The sequence below is a fragment of the Paenibacillus jamilae genome, assembly GCF_050482105.1.
In the GTDB taxonomy this organism is placed as follows: Bacteria; Bacillota; Bacilli; order Paenibacillales; family Paenibacillaceae; genus Paenibacillus; species Paenibacillus jamilae_B.
Genome location: NZ_JBCNHI010000015.1, coordinates 285,853 through 304,541, shown reverse-complemented (window position 1 = coordinate 304,541; position 18,689 = coordinate 285,853). Strand labels below are relative to the sequence as shown.

17 protein-coding genes and 1 riboswitch are annotated in these 18,689 nt (G+C 47.5%); of the genes, 5 read left to right on the top strand and 12 right to left on the bottom strand.

The annotated features are described in order from the left end of the window. Positions 1-66 precede the first annotated feature (66 nt). Positions 67-903, bottom strand: coding sequence for a YitT family protein (locus tag ABEW32_RS13615; protein WP_430188435.1), 837 nt, complete (start codon positions 901-903; stop codon positions 67-69). 506 nt (positions 904-1,409) lie between these two features. On the opposite strand from ABEW32_RS13615, the gene ABEW32_RS13610 reads away from it, so the two are divergent. Continuing rightward, a complete protein-coding gene (locus tag ABEW32_RS13610) occupies positions 1,410-1,562 on the top strand; it encodes a hypothetical protein (RefSeq protein ID WP_010348453.1) in 153 nt (50 codons plus the stop codon). A 144-nt stretch (positions 1,563-1,706) separates the two neighbouring features. Here the strand turns inward: ABEW32_RS13610 and thiC are convergent, their stop codons facing one another. Then, positions 1,707-3,521 (bottom strand): phosphomethylpyrimidine synthase ThiC, encoded by a 1,815-nt coding sequence (gene thiC, locus ABEW32_RS13605; RefSeq protein ID WP_430188433.1) that lies wholly within the window; start codon positions 3,519-3,521, stop codon positions 1,707-1,709. Between the two features lie 183 nt (positions 3,522-3,704). Then, a riboswitch (TPP riboswitch) is annotated at positions 3,705-3,816 on the bottom strand. Between the two features lie 117 nt (positions 3,817-3,933). After that, positions 3,934-4,677 carry an IclR family transcriptional regulator gene (locus ABEW32_RS13600; protein WP_430188432.1) on the bottom strand — a complete coding sequence of 248 codons (744 nt, stop codon included), beginning with the start codon at positions 4,675-4,677 and terminating at the stop codon, positions 3,934-3,936. Between the two features lie 297 nt (positions 4,678-4,974). On the opposite strand from ABEW32_RS13600, the gene ABEW32_RS13595 reads away from it, so the two are divergent. Continuing rightward, positions 4,975-6,012, top strand: coding sequence for an alpha/beta hydrolase (locus ABEW32_RS13595; RefSeq protein ID WP_430188430.1), 1,038 nt, complete (start codon positions 4,975-4,977; stop codon positions 6,010-6,012). Between the two features lie 251 nt (positions 6,013-6,263). Further along, complete coding sequence (locus ABEW32_RS13590; RefSeq protein WP_430188428.1) at positions 6,264-7,643, top strand: Fe-Mn family superoxide dismutase; 1,380 nt, start codon at positions 6,264-6,266, stop codon at positions 7,641-7,643. Between the two features lie 17 nt (positions 7,644-7,660). On the opposite strand, the gene ABEW32_RS13585 is transcribed toward ABEW32_RS13590, so the two are convergent. The 7 genes from ABEW32_RS13585 to ABEW32_RS13555 all read right to left on the bottom strand — a co-directional run bounded on the left by ABEW32_RS13585 (position 7,661) and on the right by ABEW32_RS13555 (position 13,143). After that, on the bottom strand, positions 7,661-8,506 hold the full coding sequence (locus ABEW32_RS13585) for a lipoate--protein ligase family protein (RefSeq protein ID WP_430188426.1): 846 nt from the start codon (positions 8,504-8,506) through the stop codon (positions 7,661-7,663). Positions 8,507-8,649: 143 nt separating this feature from the next. Continuing rightward, positions 8,650-9,243 (bottom strand): GTP cyclohydrolase I FolE, encoded by a 594-nt coding sequence (gene folE / locus ABEW32_RS13580; protein WP_013369415.1) that lies wholly within the window; start codon positions 9,241-9,243, stop codon positions 8,650-8,652. A gap of 54 nt (positions 9,244-9,297) precedes the next feature. Further along, a complete protein-coding gene (locus ABEW32_RS13575) occupies positions 9,298-9,552 on the bottom strand; it encodes a YneF family protein (protein WP_013369414.1) in 255 nt (84 codons plus the stop codon). Between the two features lie 104 nt (positions 9,553-9,656). Continuing rightward, positions 9,657-11,390 (bottom strand): tRNA epoxyqueuosine(34) reductase QueG, encoded by a 1,734-nt coding sequence (gene queG / locus ABEW32_RS13570; RefSeq protein ID WP_430188424.1) that lies wholly within the window; start codon positions 11,388-11,390, stop codon positions 9,657-9,659. A gap of 95 nt (positions 11,391-11,485) precedes the next feature. Beyond that, complete coding sequence (gene rnhA / locus ABEW32_RS13565; protein WP_430188423.1) at positions 11,486-11,923, bottom strand: ribonuclease HI; 438 nt, start codon at positions 11,921-11,923, stop codon at positions 11,486-11,488. A gap of 90 nt (positions 11,924-12,013) precedes the next feature. Continuing rightward, entirely contained in the window at positions 12,014-12,598 is a 585-nt protein-coding gene (gene lepB / locus ABEW32_RS13560; protein WP_430188421.1) for a signal peptidase I, read from the bottom strand. A 119-nt stretch (positions 12,599-12,717) separates the two neighbouring features. Next, the gene (locus ABEW32_RS13555) at positions 12,718-13,143 is read right to left on the bottom strand and encodes a GNAT family N-acetyltransferase (protein WP_013369410.1); all 426 of its coding nucleotides are present in this window, start codon (positions 13,141-13,143) and stop codon (positions 12,718-12,720) included. 520 nt (positions 13,144-13,663) lie between these two features. Between ABEW32_RS13555 and ABEW32_RS13550 the strand changes: the two genes are divergently transcribed. Beyond that, positions 13,664-14,278, top strand: coding sequence for a superoxide dismutase (locus ABEW32_RS13550; protein ID WP_430188420.1), 615 nt, complete (start codon positions 13,664-13,666; stop codon positions 14,276-14,278). Between the two features lie 137 nt (positions 14,279-14,415). Beyond that, entirely contained in the window at positions 14,416-14,904 is a 489-nt protein-coding gene (locus ABEW32_RS13545) for a DinB family protein (protein ID WP_430188419.1), read from the top strand. Positions 14,905-14,989: 85 nt separating this feature from the next. On the opposite strand, the gene ABEW32_RS13540 is transcribed toward ABEW32_RS13545, so the two are convergent. Together ABEW32_RS13540 and ABEW32_RS13535 are read right to left on the bottom strand one after the other, a co-directional pair. After that, positions 14,990-16,429: a PTS transporter subunit EIIC gene (locus ABEW32_RS13540; RefSeq protein WP_430188418.1), complete on the bottom strand. Its 1,440-nt coding sequence runs from the start codon at positions 16,427-16,429 to the stop codon at positions 14,990-14,992. Between the two features lie 24 nt (positions 16,430-16,453). After that, on the bottom strand, positions 16,454-18,646 hold the full coding sequence (locus tag ABEW32_RS13535) for an alpha-galactosidase (RefSeq protein ID WP_430188416.1): 2,193 nt from the start codon (positions 18,644-18,646) through the stop codon (positions 16,454-16,456). Positions 18,647-18,689 lie beyond the last annotated feature (43 nt).

The following is an 18,689-nucleotide window of genomic DNA, read 5'->3' as shown; positions in this document are numbered from 1 at the left end:
AAAAAGCCGACCCACTCAGGACCGGCTTCCAACCATGCTCTCTATATAACCTACTTCGCTTGCCAATTACTTCGAAATATCCAAAAATCCCTCTCCAAATACATCCCGTACGTCATGAATGGTGATAAATGCTGCTGTATCGATGGATTTTACAATCTTTTTCAGCGCGGATACCTCTTGTTTGCTAATGACGATATATAGGACCTCTTTCGGATTTTTAGTGTAATATCCGTGGCCTGACAGGACGGTAACTCCACGGTCCATTTTCGTAATAACCATCTCGGCAATTTGATCTTGGTGCTCCGAAATGATCATGACCGCTTTTTTCGGATTCAGTCCTTCAATCATGAAGTCCATCACCTTCGTACCGACGTACAAAATAACGATCGTTAGCATCAATTTCTCCGGTCCAATAATAAAATAGGAAGAGAATGCGACAATCAGATCAAAAAACAGCAGGGCATAGCTGATATTCCAATCCAAATACTTGTTGGCAATCCGGGCAAGAATAACCGTTCCCGCCGTTGTTCCACCTACCCGTACAATTAAGCCAATTCCGACCCCCACCATCACTCCGGCAAATACAGCGTTAATGGTCGGCTCATGCGAATCAATCCGCCAGTTGACTGTTAAATGTAAAAACAACGAGTTAAAAGCGACCGCGATTATCGTGTACACGGTCGTTCTCTTGTCCAAAAATTTATATCCGACAATCAGCAGCAAGCCATTAATCACCAGATTGACGATCGAAGGAGACCACTGAAACATGTAGTACAATATGATTGTGACCCCTGTAACGCCCCCCTCGCCAAACTCATTCGGGATTACATACAGATTAACAGCCAGCGCGAAAAAAAACGCACCCAGAATAATAAATACGATATCTGCAATACTTTTTTTCATATATGTTCTAATCCTCTCTCTAACATTTCAACGGATGAATTGCCAGATGGATTGGCTGACTCTTCTTGCCAAAATACGCTGACAACCAGTTCATGGTATCCACTACCCAACATAAAGTCAATACAACTTTGACACTTTAATTCGCCACCAGACTGCCTTAGTCCAACCTTAGAATTCCGCAAAATCCCGCTTATACAAGCTTATTCGACAAAAAAACACAATCCCGACTGCTAAACTAAGAAAGCGGGCCTCTAGCCCTTGTTTTGATCCTAGGCACATTTTCCCCTAAAATGACCATCCTCCTAATACACATTTTGGACACACACGACCATTTTCCTGTTTTATGGCAAAAGCGTTTTACTTTGAAAAAATGCGGGTATAATGTTTGAAACATTACCAAGCAACCTACACGGCATTACGACATCAAGTACATACAAATAGTCCTATACAGACGTCCTAAGCAACTCAATCTGAATTTGACAATATGGAATTGGAGGAATGACCACATGAATACAATGAACTTAACTGTACATACCCTGATGCCTTTTCACCACCAATACCAACGTGCCAACGCGGTGAGTATGCAGAAGAAAGAAGACAGCTCGGAGAAGAAGCTCAGCTTTCAGGACATTTTGAATGAAAAAATGGGTAAAAAATAAAGCTCCGTTAATCCGGTAGCATGATTCTGCTTTACATAGCTGAAAAGCCGTGGTTTCCTACATCGACTGTAGAGAATCACGGCTTTTTTGTTACTCATACGTTCATTAAAGTTTCCAGTTGATTGCCTTTTGTATCGCTACCAATTAATGTCCAGCATCCCGATACTGCTCTGCCTTCTCACGCATTCCGGCGGCGACGGCTTCTTCGGTATTCAGTCCCTTATCGGCCGCATAGGCGCGAATGTCCTGGGTGATACGCATACTGCAAAACTTGGGACCGCACATCGAGCAAAAGTGGGCTTCCTTAGCCCCCTCTGCCGGTAGCGTTTCGTCATGGTAGGACAAGGCTCGCTCAGGGTCAAGCGAGAGATTGAACTGATCGAGCCAGCGGAATTCAAAACGTGCCTTGGACAAAGCATCGTCCCGCTGCTGTGCCCGTGGATGGCCCTTCGCCAGATCGGCAGCATGTGCCGCAATTTTGTAGGTAATAACTCCCTCGCGGACATCATCCTTGTTCGGCAGGCCCAAATGCTCCTTCGGCGTAACGTAGCACAGCATGGACGTACCGAACCAGCCGATCATCGCCGCCCCGATAGCTGAGGTAATATGATCATATCCTGGTGCGATATCCGTCGTCAGCGGCCCTAAAGTATAAAAGGGAGCTTCCTGACAAATCTCCATTTGTAAATCCACATTCTCCTTGATTTTGTGCATAGGGACATGTCCTGGCCCTTCAATCATGACCTGGACATCATGCTTCCATGCAATTTGCGTGAGCTCGCCCAACGTTTCCAGCTCTGCAAATTGTGCTGCATCATTCGCATCATAGATACTCCCTGGACGCAGACCATCCCCGAGAGAAAAGGCCACATCGTAGGCTTTCATAATTTCACAGATTTCTTCAAAATGCGTATACAAAAAATTCTCCTGATGGTGTGCAAGGCACCAGGCTGCCATGATCGACCCGCCCCGGGATACAATTCCCGTCATTCTATTCGCCGTCATTGGTATATACCGCAGCAATACACCCGCATGGATCGTAAAATAGTCCACTCCCTGCTCCGCCTGCTCAATCAGCGTGTCCCGATACAGCTCCCACGTCAGCTTCTCAGCTTCGCCGTTCATCTTTTCCAGTGCCTGATATAGCGGCACCGTTCCAATCGGTACGGGAGAATTCCTGATGATCCATTCGCGAGTCGTATGAATATTGCGGCCTGTGGACAGGTCCATGACGGTGTCTGAGCCCCAGCGCACAGCCCAGGTCATCTTCTCCACTTCCTCCTCGATGGAGGACGTAACTGCGGAATTCCCAATGTTCGCATTGATCTTTACGTGAAAATGGCGTCCAATGACCATGGGCTCGCTTTCCGGATGATTGATATTTGAAGGTAAAATCGCTCGTCCAGCCGCCAACTCCTGCCGTACAAACTCGGGCTCTACGCCTTCGCGGATCGCCGCGAATTCCATTTCGGGCGTAATGATCCCTTGCCGCGCATAGTGCATTTGCGTCACAGTACGCCCTTGCGAAGCCCGTAGCGGACGGTTGGTCACGCCGGGGAATTCTACTGTCTCCCGTTTGGAACCGGGCTTCAGCCCGTTATCCTCCGGCTTGACGGCGCGGCCCTCATAAGCCTCCACATCTCCCCGTTCCAGTGCCCAAGCTCGCCGTAATGGCGGCAATCCCTGACGGATGTCGACCTGGAAGGCTTCGTCCGTCATCGGACCGCTGGTATCGTACACACGCAGCGGCTCATGATACTCGGTTCCCTGCGGCGTATGTGTGGGTTGTAGCGCGATTTCACGCTCAGGCACGGCAATATCCAGCCGAGAACCTTGAATATACACCTTACGGCTCCCCGGGAAAGAATTAACCCTACTGGCTTGCTCCGTACTTGTCTTCCCTACTTCTACTGATTTCACTCCTGTTTCTTTTGTTCCTTCTGTTTCTGTCGGTTTCATGGTCCATTCCTCCCATTTCGTTGAAATGACACACCGATCCGGAACCATTCCCAGGGTGGCGCTGATCTATGCAAAAAAGCCGGTTCCCCAGGGAACCGGCTAATCTAACGAGACAGCTATCCAAACCGTGCGCACATGGAATAAAACCCAACGCGTCACTGTAGACAGCAGCTACGTATACATTTCAATGGCCGATTACTTCCCTACGCTGGTATGATCCAGATCAGGTGCAAAGGGTCCGGAATCTTATCCGATTCCATCTCAGCCTGCATTACAGGCTCCCCCAGTAACTGTGATACTTTGTATTCACATGAATTGGCGGCTATAACAGTCATCCCGCCATCTCTACCAGACTACTTTAATTTTATATCTTTGGCAACCCTTGTATGCTTTCCTTTGATACTCACTACCGTTACGGGAGCATAAGTCCCATTTCCTTGGCCGCTTCGATCAAGATTGGAGCAAAATCATGCAGTGTCTCAGGCGCAAGTCGACTGACCGGGCCGGAAACAGATAAAGCCGCCGCGACTTGTCCCTTTCGGTTCACAATAGGCGCGGCTACAGCAGCAGCTCCAGGCTCACGTTCTTCATAGCTGGTCGCATAGCCCTTCTCGCGAATATCCTGTAGCTGAGCTTTATAGACCTCAGGATCTACCGAGGAAGGCCATTCTTCACCGCTTAGCAATACTTCCAGCTCCTGCGGCGGCATAAAGGCCGCCAGCACCTTGCTGGAGGCTCCCACAGCTAGCGGCATACGCGCACCTACAGGCGCAACCCTGCGAATCGCTTGATTGCTCTGCACGGCTTGTATGCGAATACGCATGCTGCCGTCCCGTAAATACAAGCTGACCGTCTCCCCCAAGCGATCACGCAGTCCTTCCATTGCAGGCTGTAACAACACCGCCGGCTCATCGCTTTGGGACAGATGCGTGGACAGCTCCCATATGCGAAAACCAAGCCTATATTTTTCCGTTTCGGCATTCCGAACGACAAATCCCCGATCCTCCAGCGTAGTCAAAAGACGATGAACGGTGCTTTTATGTAGACCAATTTGGGAGGCAATCTCCGTTAGACCAAGATCAGATTCTGCGGTAAAACACAGCAGTATATCAAGTGCACGCTCTACAGCGCGGACGGTTAATTTACGGTCTTCCATCGTGAACCGCTCCTCTTGTATCCATATTCGTTTCACACTATGAAACATGGTTACATAAATTATATAGAATAGTCGCGGCTACTGTAAACCGATGTTTTTGTGACAACCATATTACAGAACGAGAACAAACATCGACAATTCTTTGCATCATTTTTACTTTTCCGGTTCAAGCGTTGACTTTGGATAATACCCATCATACGATAATAGGTATCTATACGGACATACCCTACTATTTTCAAGTGGAATTATACCTAAATTTATAATTCGAAGATCAATTTTATATAAGGAGGCTCTTACATGATTTCGACATCCCAGCGCAACGCTCAGCTACAGACCGCTGTTCAGGAGCCGTCCACCCCACTCTTTAATCCCCGTCTGCTGCGGTTCAAGCACGTCGTGATTGCTCTGCTGCTGTCGGTCGTATTTTTTCTGTTGTTTTGCTTTATTGCCTTGCATGCCTATATCGCCTGGGTGCTTACGAATCCCACCGTCGCACCATTGTACTCTAATCCGATGCAAGCCAAAGGCATGCCTTATGAGGAAGTCAGCTTCCCAGCCAAGGATGGCAGCCGCATGGTACAAGGCTGGTATATCCCGGCGAATCAATCGCGGAAAACTATTATTTTCAGTCATGGCTATGGGGCTAATCGCGAAGAAAGCTGGATTCCCATGTATGATTTGGCGCATTATGCCCACAGTTTGAACTTTAATGTGGTCATGTTCGATTACGGATTCGCGTCACAAAGCAGCAAGGCTGTCGCCACCGGAGGTAAGGCAGAATCCCAGCAGCTTCTTGGGGCGATCCAGCTTGCAAAACAACGCGGCTCGTCGGAAATTATCGTATGGGGCTTCTCTATGGGGGCAGGAACCGCTCTTCAGGCGGGTTTGCAAACCAAAGATGTGGACGCGATGATTTTGGACAGCACCTTCCTGCTGGAACCGGATACGCTGTACCATAACATTCACAATCAAATTAATCTGCCCAGACATCCGTCTTTGGAAATTCTGGAATTGCTGTTTCCCATCTTGAACGGCACCAGCTTGCATCAGATTCCATATCAGGAGGTAAAAAAGGAGGACTATCCGTTCCCAATCATGTTTGTGCATGGTACACAGGATGAAAAAGCTCCCTACCCCATTGCGGAAAAGCTCGCTGCCAATCAGACCAACCCCCTCTCCAGTGTATGGATTGTCAAAAACGGGCTACATGAGCTTATTTTCAGAGAGCATCCCCGTGAATATTTGCGACGGGTTTCGACATTTCTAAGCAGTGTGCAGGAGCTGGAGGACAAGAAAACCACCGCGGATGCCCATACACAAACGACCACGAAGTAAAGATTTATGTTCAAAACAAGTATTCATCGCCTTGAAGGAGCCTGCCTATGGACACTTAGCCCGTGTCGTAGAAGGGCTTCTTTTTATTTTCGATAAGGAATTAATGTTCTGTGCAACAGGTATGACCTGATTAGGGAAGTTCATAGACATATTCCTGATGAGACAGCGAATATACTGGGTACATATGCATCCAGGACAGATTTGTTAGATCTGCCGGATAGCCAGAGTGGGATACGGGAGGTAAAAAAAAGATGCTGAGTACTTATGGGTCTTTCCTGCCCTTACGTGTACTGGAGGAAATTCGTCATTGGAAGCAGCAGGAAAGTTGGCATGTAGAAGTGATTAAATCCGCTACTGAAGGGCTGGAACCTGCTTATGTGCGGCTGCTGGATGATTGGCGAACCGTATTTGAGCAAACGGAACGCAGCGCCATAGAGCTGCTTGAAGAGCAACGGAGCGCGCTTGACCCGGCAGAACAAGCATGGCAGCATCAGGAGAAAAAAGTGGCGTCTGCTCCCCAAGCTCATACACACCAGCTAGCTGAGTCATCAGCACATACAAGGGGACCAGACACATCTGCAGCTGGAGAGAAAGCATTGTCACCATTAGCCCTTAATTCACAGCCTGCCTCACAAGAACTACATCGCCGACTGGACCATTTGCTGCAAACCGCAAACCGCCAATCACAAGAGTATGTACGGCAGCTAGGTTTGCTGACCGAGCACAGTCATGCATTACGTCAGCAGCCAAAATCCACTGGAGTTGTAATACACGCAGCGCATGAAAGTCAGTATTTCCTGATCTCGACAACTCCCTTTCAGGAACCCGGCTCCGTTGCGCGAGCCGCTGGGCTGTACCATGTAGCGGCAGAGGGTGGAGATTACCCGGAGGAAGCGTTTCGAGAACGGCAGGCGGGCATAAGAGGAGAAGAAGCAGGGGCCACTAAAGGCGTACAATCGGGCCAGGCGCAACCTTCTGCAACGGAAAAATCCTTAATCGGTCGCCCAGTTCCTATTGGGGGACATCGGCTGCCTCCGCTTCCTTACCCTTATAATGCGCTTGAGCCGTACATTGATGAAAAAACGATGCGTATTCACCATGACAAGCACCATTTGAGCTATGTGAATGATCTGAATAAAGCAGAAAAGAAGCTGGAAGAAGCCCGAAAAACAGGTGATTTTGACCTCGTAAAGCATTGGGAGCGTGAACTGGCATTTAACGGTGCAGGTCATTATCTGCATACTCTTTTTTGGACGATCATGAGCCCTCAAGGCGGTGGAAAACCAAGCGGGCCGCTGGCTGAACAAATTAAAAGGGATTTTGGCAGCTACGATGCCTTCAAAAAGCAATTTAGTTCGGCAGCCGAAAAGGTCGAGGGCGGCGGCTGGGCCATCCTGGTATGGAGCCCGCGCGCCGGTCGGCTTGAAATTTTGCAGGCCGAAAAGCACCAGAACCTGACTCAATGGGAGTCTATTCCGCTGCTGGCGATCGATGTGTGGGAACACGCATATTACTTAAAGCATCAGAACGAGCGCAATAAATACATTGAAGATTGGTGGCATGTCGTCAACTGGCCTGAGGTGGAAGCGCGCTACGCTCAAGCCTCCAAGCTGAGATGGCAACCATTCTAAGCGTAAGCAAAAGCAAACTACACCTGCAAATCGTACCGCTCTCTGAGCGCAGCCATTTGTCCAGCCAATTCTTCTGGCTGTACCAGCGAGCCGTCAGCAGGCAAAATGGCTGACCGGCTCTCGACCACACGGCGCAGCGATGCTGTGTACGCCTCGACAGACGGCACTCCAGCCAGCTCTGCCAGGCTACCCATCGTGGCCGGATTCACCCGGGGATAATCCGGTTGCTGCACGCCTGCCGGCGTATCCCCGGCTGCCTCCCGATAAAACTGCTGCACCGCCTGTGCGCGCTCGGCCCCATTGCCTTCAATCATCACGAAGGCTGTGATGATATACGCCTTGGCTTGACGCCGCTGCGCAATGCCGCAGAACTTGCGCCCTCGGACGCTTATATCATAATCCCCGGGGCAGAAGGACCCGATGATTTCTCCAGTCTGCGCCTCGGCAGACCACGGGGCCAGCGCATCGGCGATCAGCCCCGCCATGAGCCGGAAATCCTCATGCAGGCTGATGGCCCGCTGCGGATTCGGCAGGATCAAGGACAGGTTCAGTACCCCCCTGTCCAACATGACGGCTGCTCCGCCTGAAGGACGCACGCATACCGAAGTTCCCAAGCTGCGCACTCGCTCCATCGCCTGTGGGGCGTTAGGAAGCCTGCGATCCCGGTGACCTATCACAAGCGCCGCCGGATGCCGCCATATATGCAAAATGGGCGCAGCTCCTTTCCCTACTTGCCGACAAGCCAGCTCTTCCCAAGCCAGCGGAATTAATACGTCTTCCTGAGCAGTCGCCAGTGGCGCTTCCAACCATTGCAACTCAGGTAATGCTGTTGCGGATTCTGTTGAGCTATGTATATGATTCATACGTTATCTCCTATCTTAAAAATAACTGTTAATCCATAGGCTACTCGTAACGATTCTGTCTTCTCTATTTCTGATGTTAACAAAAAAAGGCGGCTACGCCTATGCGTAGACCACCTTTTTTCATTTTATCACGCCGTGTTCAATCATTCCTTGATCAGGGACAAGAACTCTGCGCGTTGTGCTGCATTATCACGGAACGTACCGCGTACGGCGGACGTTACCGTTTTGCTGCCAGGCTTTTTGACGCCTCTGGCACACATACACAAGTGTTCGCCTTCCACAACGACCATAACTCCGTGAGCGGAGACCGCTTCATTTAGAATATCAGCGATCTGCGATGTAATGCGCTCTTGTACCTGCAATCGGCGGGTCACCGCCTCCACCAAACGGGCAAGCTTGCTTAGTCCTACAATTTTACCGCTAGGTACATAGCCGATATGCACTTTCCCGAAGAAAGGAGCCATATGGTGCTCACACTGACTGTAATAGACGATATCCTTCACAATCACAAGCTCCTCGTGATTCTCGTCAAATGTTACACCCAGCGCATCCCGTGGATCAACCTCATAACCCGCAAATATTTCCTCATACATGCGCGCAACGCGTGCCGGTGTTTCCAGCAATCCCTCACGCTTGGGGTCCTCACCGATCAGTTTTAAAATCTGCTCCACATGGTACTCGATTTTATCCCGGTTATCCGCAGCTTTGCGGTTAATATAATCTTTTACGCCAGCCACAGTAATCCTCCTCTATGCAGCAACCTCATGCGGCATCCGTGCTCACGTTGCTCATTATTTCCGACGGCCCTGATTTTTACGCGCACCCGGCTGATTTTTGGAGAACTGTTGGTTCTTCATCATCTGCTGGGCTTTTTGCATCTGTTTTCCATTCAGGTTGTAGCCCATCTGTTTGGCCATTTTTTGCAGCGTTTCAGGGTCGTTTTGCATCTTTTCAAGCTGTTTGCGAAGATAATAAGCACCGATGAAAAATCCCCCGACCAAGCCAACAATCAGGGTAATAATCGGAATGACAATATTCCACACCACGAAGTCGTCACCTCTGTATATTTATATGAGACATCTTGAATTACACGACTTATCATAGCAAAACATGGGACAGCTAGCAAATTACTTTTTGCAAACATATGTCCTTATTCCTTCTCCAATTCCAGCAGCTTCATCTTGACTGGCAAGCCTCCGGCATAGCCGACCAAACTTCCATTTGCACCCGATACACGATGGCATGGAAACAGGATAGGCAATGGATTTTTGTTATTGGCTCCGCCGACAGCACGTACTGCCTTGGCTCGTCCGATCGATTCTGCAATATCTTGATAGGACACACTTTGTCCGTACGGAATATTTTGCAGTGCGCGCCATACCTGCTCTTGAAAAGGAGTGCCTCTTAAATCATAGGCTATACTGAATTCCCGTCGTTCTCCCGCAAAATATTCACGCAGTTGTTCTGCAGCTTCGCGCAGCTTTTCCGGCTCCTGCACATAGACATATTCTCCGACCCATGTCCGGGCCCATTGCTGAAGCAATGCTTCCTTCGCATAAAAAGAGCCATAGTCAATTCGACATAGCCCACGATCCGTAGCACACAGCGTCAGAGTGCCCACAGGCGTCTCCATTTCGTCATAATAAATCGTAGTTGGACCCTGTGAATCCTCCGTCTTTAATTCAGCAGAAGTTTGCTGCTCTGCCTGCTCTTGTTCTTCTAATTTGGAATGCGCTTGTGCGATCATTTCGCGTACTTGCTCATGTTGTTCCTTCTCTGATGCTTGCTTGATCGCTGTCATAGCGTTCTCCCCTCCTATTCGACTCAAAGCCCACGCCGCCGTGCCTCGCAGCTCGGGACGCGGGTCATCCAATAAAACCTCCGTCAATTTGGGCACCGCGCTAACATCCTTGAAGTTGCCAAGACCAATGACTGCATTGCGTTGAATCGGCTTCTTCCCCCGCCAAGCCGCTGCACTTTGACCAAACCGGTCTTTGAATTCGCGATTGCTCAAATCCAGTAACGGTAACAGCAACGGCTTTACAATTTCAGGATCGGGTGTAAGCTCGGGATGATGATCCCAGTTAAGGCCCCGATTTTTGGGACATACGATTTGGCACGTATCACATCCATACAGCCGATTCCCTATTTTCAGCATAAATTCCTCGTCCAAAAAACCCTTGGTTTGCGTCAAAAAGGACACACACCGCTGGGCATTCAATTGTCCTGGACCTACAAGCGCACCGGTAGGACATGCATCCAAACATTTGGTGCACTCTCCGCAACCATCCGTAACCGGTTCGTCTGGCTGGAAGGGAATGTTCGTCAACAGCTCCCCCAGATAAATCCATGATCCCAGCTTCGGTGAAATCATCATCGTATTTTTGCCGCTAAAGCCAATTCCTGCCCTTTCCGCCACGGCTCGATCCGACAATTCTCCGGTATCCACCATGTTTTTCAACAATGCATCAGGGACCCGCTCACTTATAAAAGCCTCAAGCTTTTCCATTGCTTCGCGCAGTACCAGATGATAATCTTTGCCCCAGGCGGAACGCGCCAAAATACCACGATACTTGCCCTTGTCCGACTTCGGCGGGTCCTTCATTTTGGAAGGATACGCCACCGCAATGGCAATCAAAGATGCAGGCTGCGAGCCATACAGCTCTGGATAGATGCGCTTATCAATATCAGGCTCCTCAAAGCCAGATTCATAGCCTTTAGCACGATGCTCTTCCAATATAGCTTTCAGAGACAGAAAGGGATCGGCGGATGCGAACCCGATGGAGTCGATCCCCAGCCCTGGAGCTGCCTCAATAATTTCCTGCTTGAGCGAAGCCCAAGTCGAAGCCGTTCCAGTCGCCGTCCGAGTTAGTTCGCGTTGCATCCGATACTCACCTCTCTTTCACAATTCTTCTTACAGATATGAGAATGCTATAACATTCTTATATCTCAAATTTCAACAGAAAACAGCAGCAGATGCTACCGTAAATTTTTAACAGCACTCGTCGCCAAAAAATCACAGCGATTGTTCAGTTCGTTGTCACTGTGGCCCTTCACCTTCACATATTCAACCTCATGCTTACCCATCAGTTCCCACAGTTCTTCCCACAGTTCCTTGTTCTCCACCGGCTGATTTTTACTGTTGCGCCAGCCATTGCGGAGCCAATTTTTAATCCAGCCTTGTTTGAAGCAATTGACGACATAGGCAGAATCACTGTGTACTTTTACATGGCACGGCTCCTTCAGCAGTTTCAACGCTTCAATCACCGACTTGATCTCCATACGGTTGTTTGTCGTCATTTTCTCGGCACCCGATAGCTCCTTGCGGTGCTCTCCATACAACAAAATGACCCCCCAGCCCCCCGGGCCCGGGTTACCCGAACAAGCACCGTCGGTATATACCATCACTTCTTTCATCCTTCTCTTCCTTTCCTGATCGGGAATTGCTGATCCATATAGCCCTGATCGGTTCGCACGTGTTCCCCATTATTTTAGACGATAGCTACTCTATAGCCACTTCCACTCAGAGACTGGCCAAAAAATAAACTCTGCACGCCCTAGTAGATCCTGGGACTTAATGCTGCCAAAATATCGGCTATCCTTGCTTGCAGCCGTATGACGATTATCCCCCATGACAAAAAAGTGTCCCGGCTCCACCGTAAAAGGACCGTAATCACCATCCTCCACGTCCGAGTTGGTGTACGGCTCATTTAGCAGTTCACCGTTCACATACAAACGATTATGCTCAATCCGAATGACATCTCCAGGAATACCTATGACTCTTTTCACTAAAAATCTTGGGCTGGACAGTTGGGAATCAGGATCTTTTAAAATTACAATATCCCCTCTTCCCGGATCATGAAAATTATAAACCAGCTTATTAACGAACAAATGCTGGCTTTCCGTTAGCGTCGGCTGCATCGAATGTCCTCTGACCGTAGACAAGTTAAATACAAACAGGTTCAGAAGCAGCAAGACGAACATCGCGATCAGCAGAGTAACTAGCCAATCACGTATGTAACTAGCGCGCCCTGCCTGTCTGGACGTTTCCGGTGAAGGAATCGGGTCTGACGAAGGAGCCAAAGCGTTCATAATTAACCTCCTCAACCCTGTTATAAATAGAAAAGCATATCCCGTACCCGATTGCAACGGTTACTCAGATATGCTCTAAATGTAAATATTATACTTCGTTTCTGTATATCGATTGCCGATTAATGAGGTGCCAAAATACTCAGCTTCTGAAAAGCCTGTAAAATCTGGCTTGCTCCGTAGCCCATAGCTTCGTACAACGGCATGGCCGCACTATTATGCTTGTCCCCGGCTACCCAAATACGGCTAACCTTGCGTTGCTGGAAACGCTGCTCCATGGACTCTACAAGCGATTTCCCGATTCCCATTCGACGATGATCCGGGTGAATAGCAATACGATAATAGCAACCATGATTCTGATCAATCGTGCCAATCAGGGCACCAACGATCTCTCCCTCTTCTTCAGCAACAACGATCAAACCAGAATCCCACGAAAGCTGACGGGCAAAAGCACCCACCGTCTCTTTGTAGCACTCCTCTGACAAGGCAATTTGCATGAGTTCCGTTACTGAATTCACATCACTTAATTGAAAGGAACGAACGTGCATAAGTAATATCTCCCTTTTCGTAAGCATAATAAAAAAATTGAGACAGCACCGTCATTTTTACATAAATCCATAAAGCGCTTATCATGGTGTTAATCACAAGACGTTATGATAAAAATGCATACGATCTGCTATATATGAAATGAAGAACGGAAGAAGGGTGAATGCCCTCAAGTTCGTCATGTCATAGACATGACAGTTTATAGCAGACGACAAAAAAGCCGAAAATTCTGCTTCCTTGACCATTAAACCATACTTTTTGACGGAATACATCCTTTTTTCTCATGTAAGCGCTGTATATAAAGCGTTTACATTTTTAGAGGTCGAAATTTACCTCTTATTACCTAATATTGTGTATTCCAAACGGGTTTTGGACATGCTAACTACCAGGTCATATTGCCCAGTTTGCTATTTTACAAACAAAAATGTTGAAAAAATAGGCTGAATGCGGTTTAATATAACTGTCGAGGGTATTATTACATAGGAACACTTACCCAACCATATAACCAGGAGGGATTTTACTATGGCATTTCAATTACCAGAACTTCCTTACGCAAAAAACGCACTGGAACCACACATTGATGCACTGACAATGGAAATTCACCATGATCGTCACCATAACACATATGTTACGAACTTAAATGCAGCATTGGAGAGCGCTCCTGAACTGCAAAGCAAAAACCTGGAGGATCTGATCTCCAATCTGGACAGCGTTCCTGAAAGCATTCGCACTGCGGTTCGCAATAACGGTGGTGGACACCACAACCACAGCCTGTTCTGGGAAGTTATTGGTCCTAACGGCGGCGGACAGCCAACAGGTGCAATTGCTGAAGCCATCAACAACGAACTGGGCGGCTATGACAAATTTAAAGAAGACTTCACTAAAGCAGCTACAACTCGTTTTGGTAGCGGCTGGGCTTGGCTGGTTGTCGGCAAAGACGGCAAACTGGCGATCACTAGCACTCCAAACCAAGATAGCCCGCTGTTCGAAGGTCTGACTCCGGTACTTGGACTGGACGTTTGGGAGCATGCTTACTACCTGAAATATCAAAACAAACGCCCAGACTACATTACAGCTTTCTACAATGTAATCAACTGGGATGAAGTCAACAAACGTTACGAGGCTGCAAAGAAATAAGCCAGTAACACCCTTCTTATCCTAAATCAATAAGGGCTGTCTCAAAAGTAGATTTTCTACGAATGAGACAGCCCTTTTGGCATTTCGTGGTAAACTGGTGGAAATCATTTTTATCACAGTCCCTGGAGGTTAATTGGATGCAGACTTTTTTTCGTTATAACTGGATGGTTCGGGAACAATGGTATCGCTGGTGTGAAGAGGTGCCGCAGGAGGAACTGCTGAAAGAACGCATCGGCGGGGTTGGCGGTATTCTCAAGACACTCTTTCATATCGTTGATGTAGAGTGGAGCTGGGTTCAAACGATTCAAGGCAAACCTGATTTTCAGGAGGACTTCTCTCAGTATAATACGCTGGATAAAGTCCGTGAGCTGGACGCGAAGTTTCGACTTGATGTGGAGCCGTTCGTACTCGCCTGGCATGAAGGTCTGGAACGAAAAAGGTTTGAAGATCACCTCCCAGACGGTAGGGTTGTGATTGATGCCTGGGGCGAGGTGATGCGTCATGTTATTGCCCATCAAATTCATCATATCGGGCAGTTGTCTATATGGTCCCGTGAGCTCGGCATGCCCCCGGTTTCGGCCAATGTCATCGGCAAAGGGCTGATGGATAGCGATCCATCGATATAAGTATTTTTTCCACAATTAAAAAGGAGTAGAAAGAGCCTTCAAGCTCCTTCTACTCCTTTTTAATTTATAAACTTCGATTCATTTCTTAAGCTACGGCTTTTGACCTCTTGCTCTTGATTACACCGTAAGCCAATGTAAATAATGCTCCACATAACAGGGCAATCAGATGAGCTGCAAGATAATTGATATGACCGTGATTTTCTGATGCCGCAATTGCAAAGCCGGGAAGAGCTGTAGTTCCGAATCCAATGGCTGTGAGCTTGCTTAAATATACATATGCCCCTGCCACCATTCCTCCAAGGCATCCAGCAATCAGGGGGAATTTATATTTTAATGTGACCCCAAAGATCGCAGGTTCCGAAATTCCAAAAAGTACGGACCCGAATGCAGAGTAACCAATTTCTTTTACCTTGGTGTCTTTTCGATTCAAAAGAACATACCCCAAAACGGCGCCCCCTTGAGCCATCAAAGCTACCGATGCCAACGGATTAATAAAATTTCTGCCTGTATCGGTTAACAACTGTGCTTCTACCGCGCCCATAACATGGTGCAAACCCGTAATAACGATGATCTGCTGAATACCTGCAAAAAACATAAAGCCGAATATCCCTAGGTTTTGCGTCATCCAGAGCAACGAAACAGTCACCAGACTGGCCAACTCTCTCCCAAGAGGACCGATAATGGTAAACAGAAGCAGGGAAGAAACAAAGACCGTCAGCAAAGGGGCCAAAAATAGTTTAATCATGTCTGGAACCTTTTTGTTAAAAAACTGATCCAACTTGGCTACCACATATCCCATCATTAGAGCAATAATAATACCGCCCTGGAAGCCAACCAACTGTACGGGAAGCCCGAAAAGACTGATCGATTCCGGATTTTGGCTTCCTTTAGCTACCTCAAAAGCATCCGCCAAGGCCGGATGAAGCATAATCGCACCTAGCACAAGCCCGAGAATTGGACGACCACCGTATCTCTTGGTTGCAGAATACACAACAAGCAGCGGGAGGATGGTGAAAATCCCTGTGGAAACGATCTGAACAAAGCGATTGATCCCTTGGAAAATTGGATACATCTCCACAATCGATTTAGGGCCGAATAGCCCCTTTTGACCTAGAAGACCGGTTATCCCCATTAACAATGCGGCGGCAAGAATTCCAGGCATGATCTCAATGAAGACATCTGACAGGGATTTAATCGCTTTCTGAAAAGGATTTTGCTTTTGTGCGGACTTCGATTTGACATCACTTAATGACATATCTTCCGTTCCAGTCAGTTTGGAGAACACAGCATAGATATTATTGACCAACCCTGCTCCAAAAATGATCTGCAGTTGATCCCCTGCTATGAAAACACCTTTAACCAGATCAATATCTTCAATCTTCTTTAATTCCGCTTTTTCATTGTCCTCAAGGACAATTCTTAGTCTTGTGGCACAATGGGCCACACCGATAATGTTCTCTTCACCACCGATATATTTTAAAATTTCTTGAGAAATTTGCTGATAATGCTTTTCTTTTGCTTCCATCTAGTAAAACCTCCTCTAGCTGAATCAGATGTCCTCTTTAACAAATCTCCAGAACATGCCTAAAAAGTCCTGCTTCACCCTGGCAAGCGTTATGCCAACATGCATTAATTCATCACCACCGAACAGCTCACCCGTTTCTATATTTCTGTAAACGTAGTCTGGATTCAGACCTTTGAATTTTAACGTTTTAATCGCAGCAGCCGGTTGGGATAAAACCTTGAAATAGCTGGCCGCCATTTCCGTTTGATCCTCTGACACAAAGCTCCATGCGGCTTCATTTTCATCAAATGGATTAATAATTCTGTAAAACTTTCCAAACTGAATGAGCGATCTCATTTCTTTATACAGAGCTATCTGTTGTTTTACCACTTCTTTTTCTTCAACGGTTAATACCGTCAGATCCAGCTCATATCCTAAATTCCCGGCCATGGCGACATAACCTCTGGTCTCCAATGGAGTTATTCTGCCCACTTGATGGTTAGGTACCGTGGAGACGTGTGCGCCCATCGTAATCGGAGGGTAGACAAGACTTGTTCCCCATTGAATTTTCAGTCGGCAAATGGCATCCGTATTATCACTTGTCCAGGTCTGAGGCATGTAATAGAGCATACCGGCATCAAAACGGCCTCCTCCACTAGAGCAGCTCTCGAATAAGACATGAGGAAACTTCGATGTAAGCTCTTCCATAACACTGTAGAGCCCCAGAATATAACGATGCGCCGTCTCCCTTTGTCTTTCAGGTGGTAAAGCGGCCGAACCCACATCTGTCATGTGACGATTCATGTCCCATTTCACATAAGTAATTGGAACATCCGATAAAATGTCGGAAACCGACTTAACGATGTACTCACACACTTCCTTCCTCGATAGATCCAACATAAGCTGATTTCTGCCCAACGTATACGGACGATCAGGGACATGGATACACCAATCGGGATGCTTTCTGTATAAATCGCTGTCTATGGATACCATTTCAGGTTCAAACCACAAGCCAAACTCCATACCCAGATTTCGAATGCGGTTGGCAAGGTCCGGCAAGCCATCTGGAAGTTTGCGACGATCCACCACCCAATCGCCTAATGAAGTATTGTCATCATCACGCTTTCCAAACCATCCATCATCCAATACAAACAGCTCCACTCCTACACTTTGAGCTTCCTTGGCCAACTGCTCAATCTTGTCGGCATCAAAGTCAAAATAGGTGGCTTCCCAGTTATTAATCAGGATCGGCCGCTCCTTGTCACGAAATGGTCCATGACATAATCTGTTCCTGTATAAATCATGATAAATTCTCGACATACCACCCAAGCCATTTTCGGTGTATACCATGACGACTTCTGGCGTTTGGAAGGATTCCTCTGGTTCAAGCAACCATGTAAAATCAAAAGGATTAATCCCCATCGTAACTCTAGTGTTCCGATAGGAATCAACCTGAGTCTGGGCCGTAAAGTTCCCGCTGTACACCAGATTAAAGGCGTACACTTCGCCCTGTTCTTCATCTGTCCCTTCCCTTACAAGTGCCATAAAGGGTGCTTGTTGAGGGCTGCTGGCTCCGCGGCAGCTGTCTACCATTTGAATCCCAGGTAAAATTTTTCGTCTTGCTATATTTTTTTCATTATTATGCGCGCCGTACAAGGTAATGAGTTCGTACTCATCATCACGAAAATCCACACTAGCACTTAACGCTCTAAGCAACTTTAGCTGCTGCTGACCTTCATTATCGAAACGGACTGAACGGGTAATGACATCCCCTTTTTGATATAGGCTATAGGATAGTACAACCCTTACATCAATTAATGGATCTTCAAGGACGATTTCCAGCGTTTCTACTTCACCATCATCCTCCGCATACGTAGAAGGAAGCCCTTTCAATTTTGCTTTGCCTTGGTAAACCCGATGTTCTTTATATCGAAAATCTGTCACCGTAGAACCATTCTCCAATTGAAGCTGATACGCAGGAATCCTGAAGTCACTATTTCCAAATGACGGGTATTCTTGCGGGATGGTATCCAGTGAAAAGGCTCGATCCGCCCCATCGGGATTAGGTGAAAATCCTCTATCCATGAAGATGATTTTGTTACTTCCACGGTAGGTCTGAATTCTCTTCCCCCAATACAGATGAGCTAAATAACCATCACGTATAACCTGCATGACATAACTCGTATTGCTGCCTTGTAAATGGAATAAAAGCTTCTCTTTATCAATGTATATAGCCATAGTAACCCCCTTGTAGCGCCAATAGTAATATTTTCAAAAAATA

What these genes read in the sequence shown, in the direction of transcription:
- thiC (WP_430188433.1), bottom strand. Translation starts at nt 3,521, where the DNA reads ATGAAACCGACAGAAACAGAAGGAACAAAAGAAACAGGAGTGAAATCA.
- ABEW32_RS13615 (WP_430188435.1), bottom strand. Translation starts at nt 903, where the DNA reads ATGAAAAAAAGTATTGCAGATATCGTATTTATTATTCTGGGTGCGTTT.
- lepB (WP_430188421.1), bottom strand. Translation starts at nt 12,598, where the DNA reads ATGAACGCTTTGGCTCCTTCGTCAGACCCGATTCCTTCACCGGAAACG.
- ABEW32_RS13610 (WP_010348453.1), top strand. Translation starts at nt 1,410, where the DNA reads ATGAATACAATGAACTTAACTGTACATACCCTGATGCCTTTTCACCAC.
- ABEW32_RS13545 (WP_430188419.1), top strand. Translation starts at nt 14,416, where the DNA reads ATGCAGACTTTTTTTCGTTATAACTGGATGGTTCGGGAACAATGGTAT.
- ABEW32_RS13550 (WP_430188420.1), top strand. Translation starts at nt 13,664, where the DNA reads ATGGCATTTCAATTACCAGAACTTCCTTACGCAAAAAACGCACTGGAA.
- ABEW32_RS13595 (WP_430188430.1), top strand. Translation starts at nt 4,975, where the DNA reads ATGATTTCGACATCCCAGCGCAACGCTCAGCTACAGACCGCTGTTCAG.
- ABEW32_RS13590 (WP_430188428.1), top strand. Translation starts at nt 6,264, where the DNA reads ATGCTGAGTACTTATGGGTCTTTCCTGCCCTTACGTGTACTGGAGGAA.
- rnhA (WP_430188423.1), bottom strand. Translation starts at nt 11,923, where the DNA reads ATGAAAGAAGTGATGGTATATACCGACGGTGCTTGTTCGGGTAACCCG.
- ABEW32_RS13600 (WP_430188432.1), bottom strand. Translation starts at nt 4,677, where the DNA reads ATGGAAGACCGTAAATTAACCGTCCGCGCTGTAGAGCGTGCACTTGAT.
- ABEW32_RS13535 (WP_430188416.1), bottom strand. Translation starts at nt 18,646, where the DNA reads ATGGCTATATACATTGATAAAGAGAAGCTTTTATTCCATTTACAAGGC.
- queG (WP_430188424.1), bottom strand. Translation starts at nt 11,390, where the DNA reads ATGCAACGCGAACTAACTCGGACGGCGACTGGAACGGCTTCGACTTGG.
- ABEW32_RS13540 (WP_430188418.1), bottom strand. Translation starts at nt 16,429, where the DNA reads ATGGAAGCAAAAGAAAAGCATTATCAGCAAATTTCTCAAGAAATTTTA.
- ABEW32_RS13555 (WP_013369410.1), bottom strand. Translation starts at nt 13,143, where the DNA reads ATGCACGTTCGTTCCTTTCAATTAAGTGATGTGAATTCAGTAACGGAA.
- ABEW32_RS13585 (WP_430188426.1), bottom strand. Translation starts at nt 8,506, where the DNA reads ATGAATCATATACATAGCTCAACAGAATCCGCAACAGCATTACCTGAG.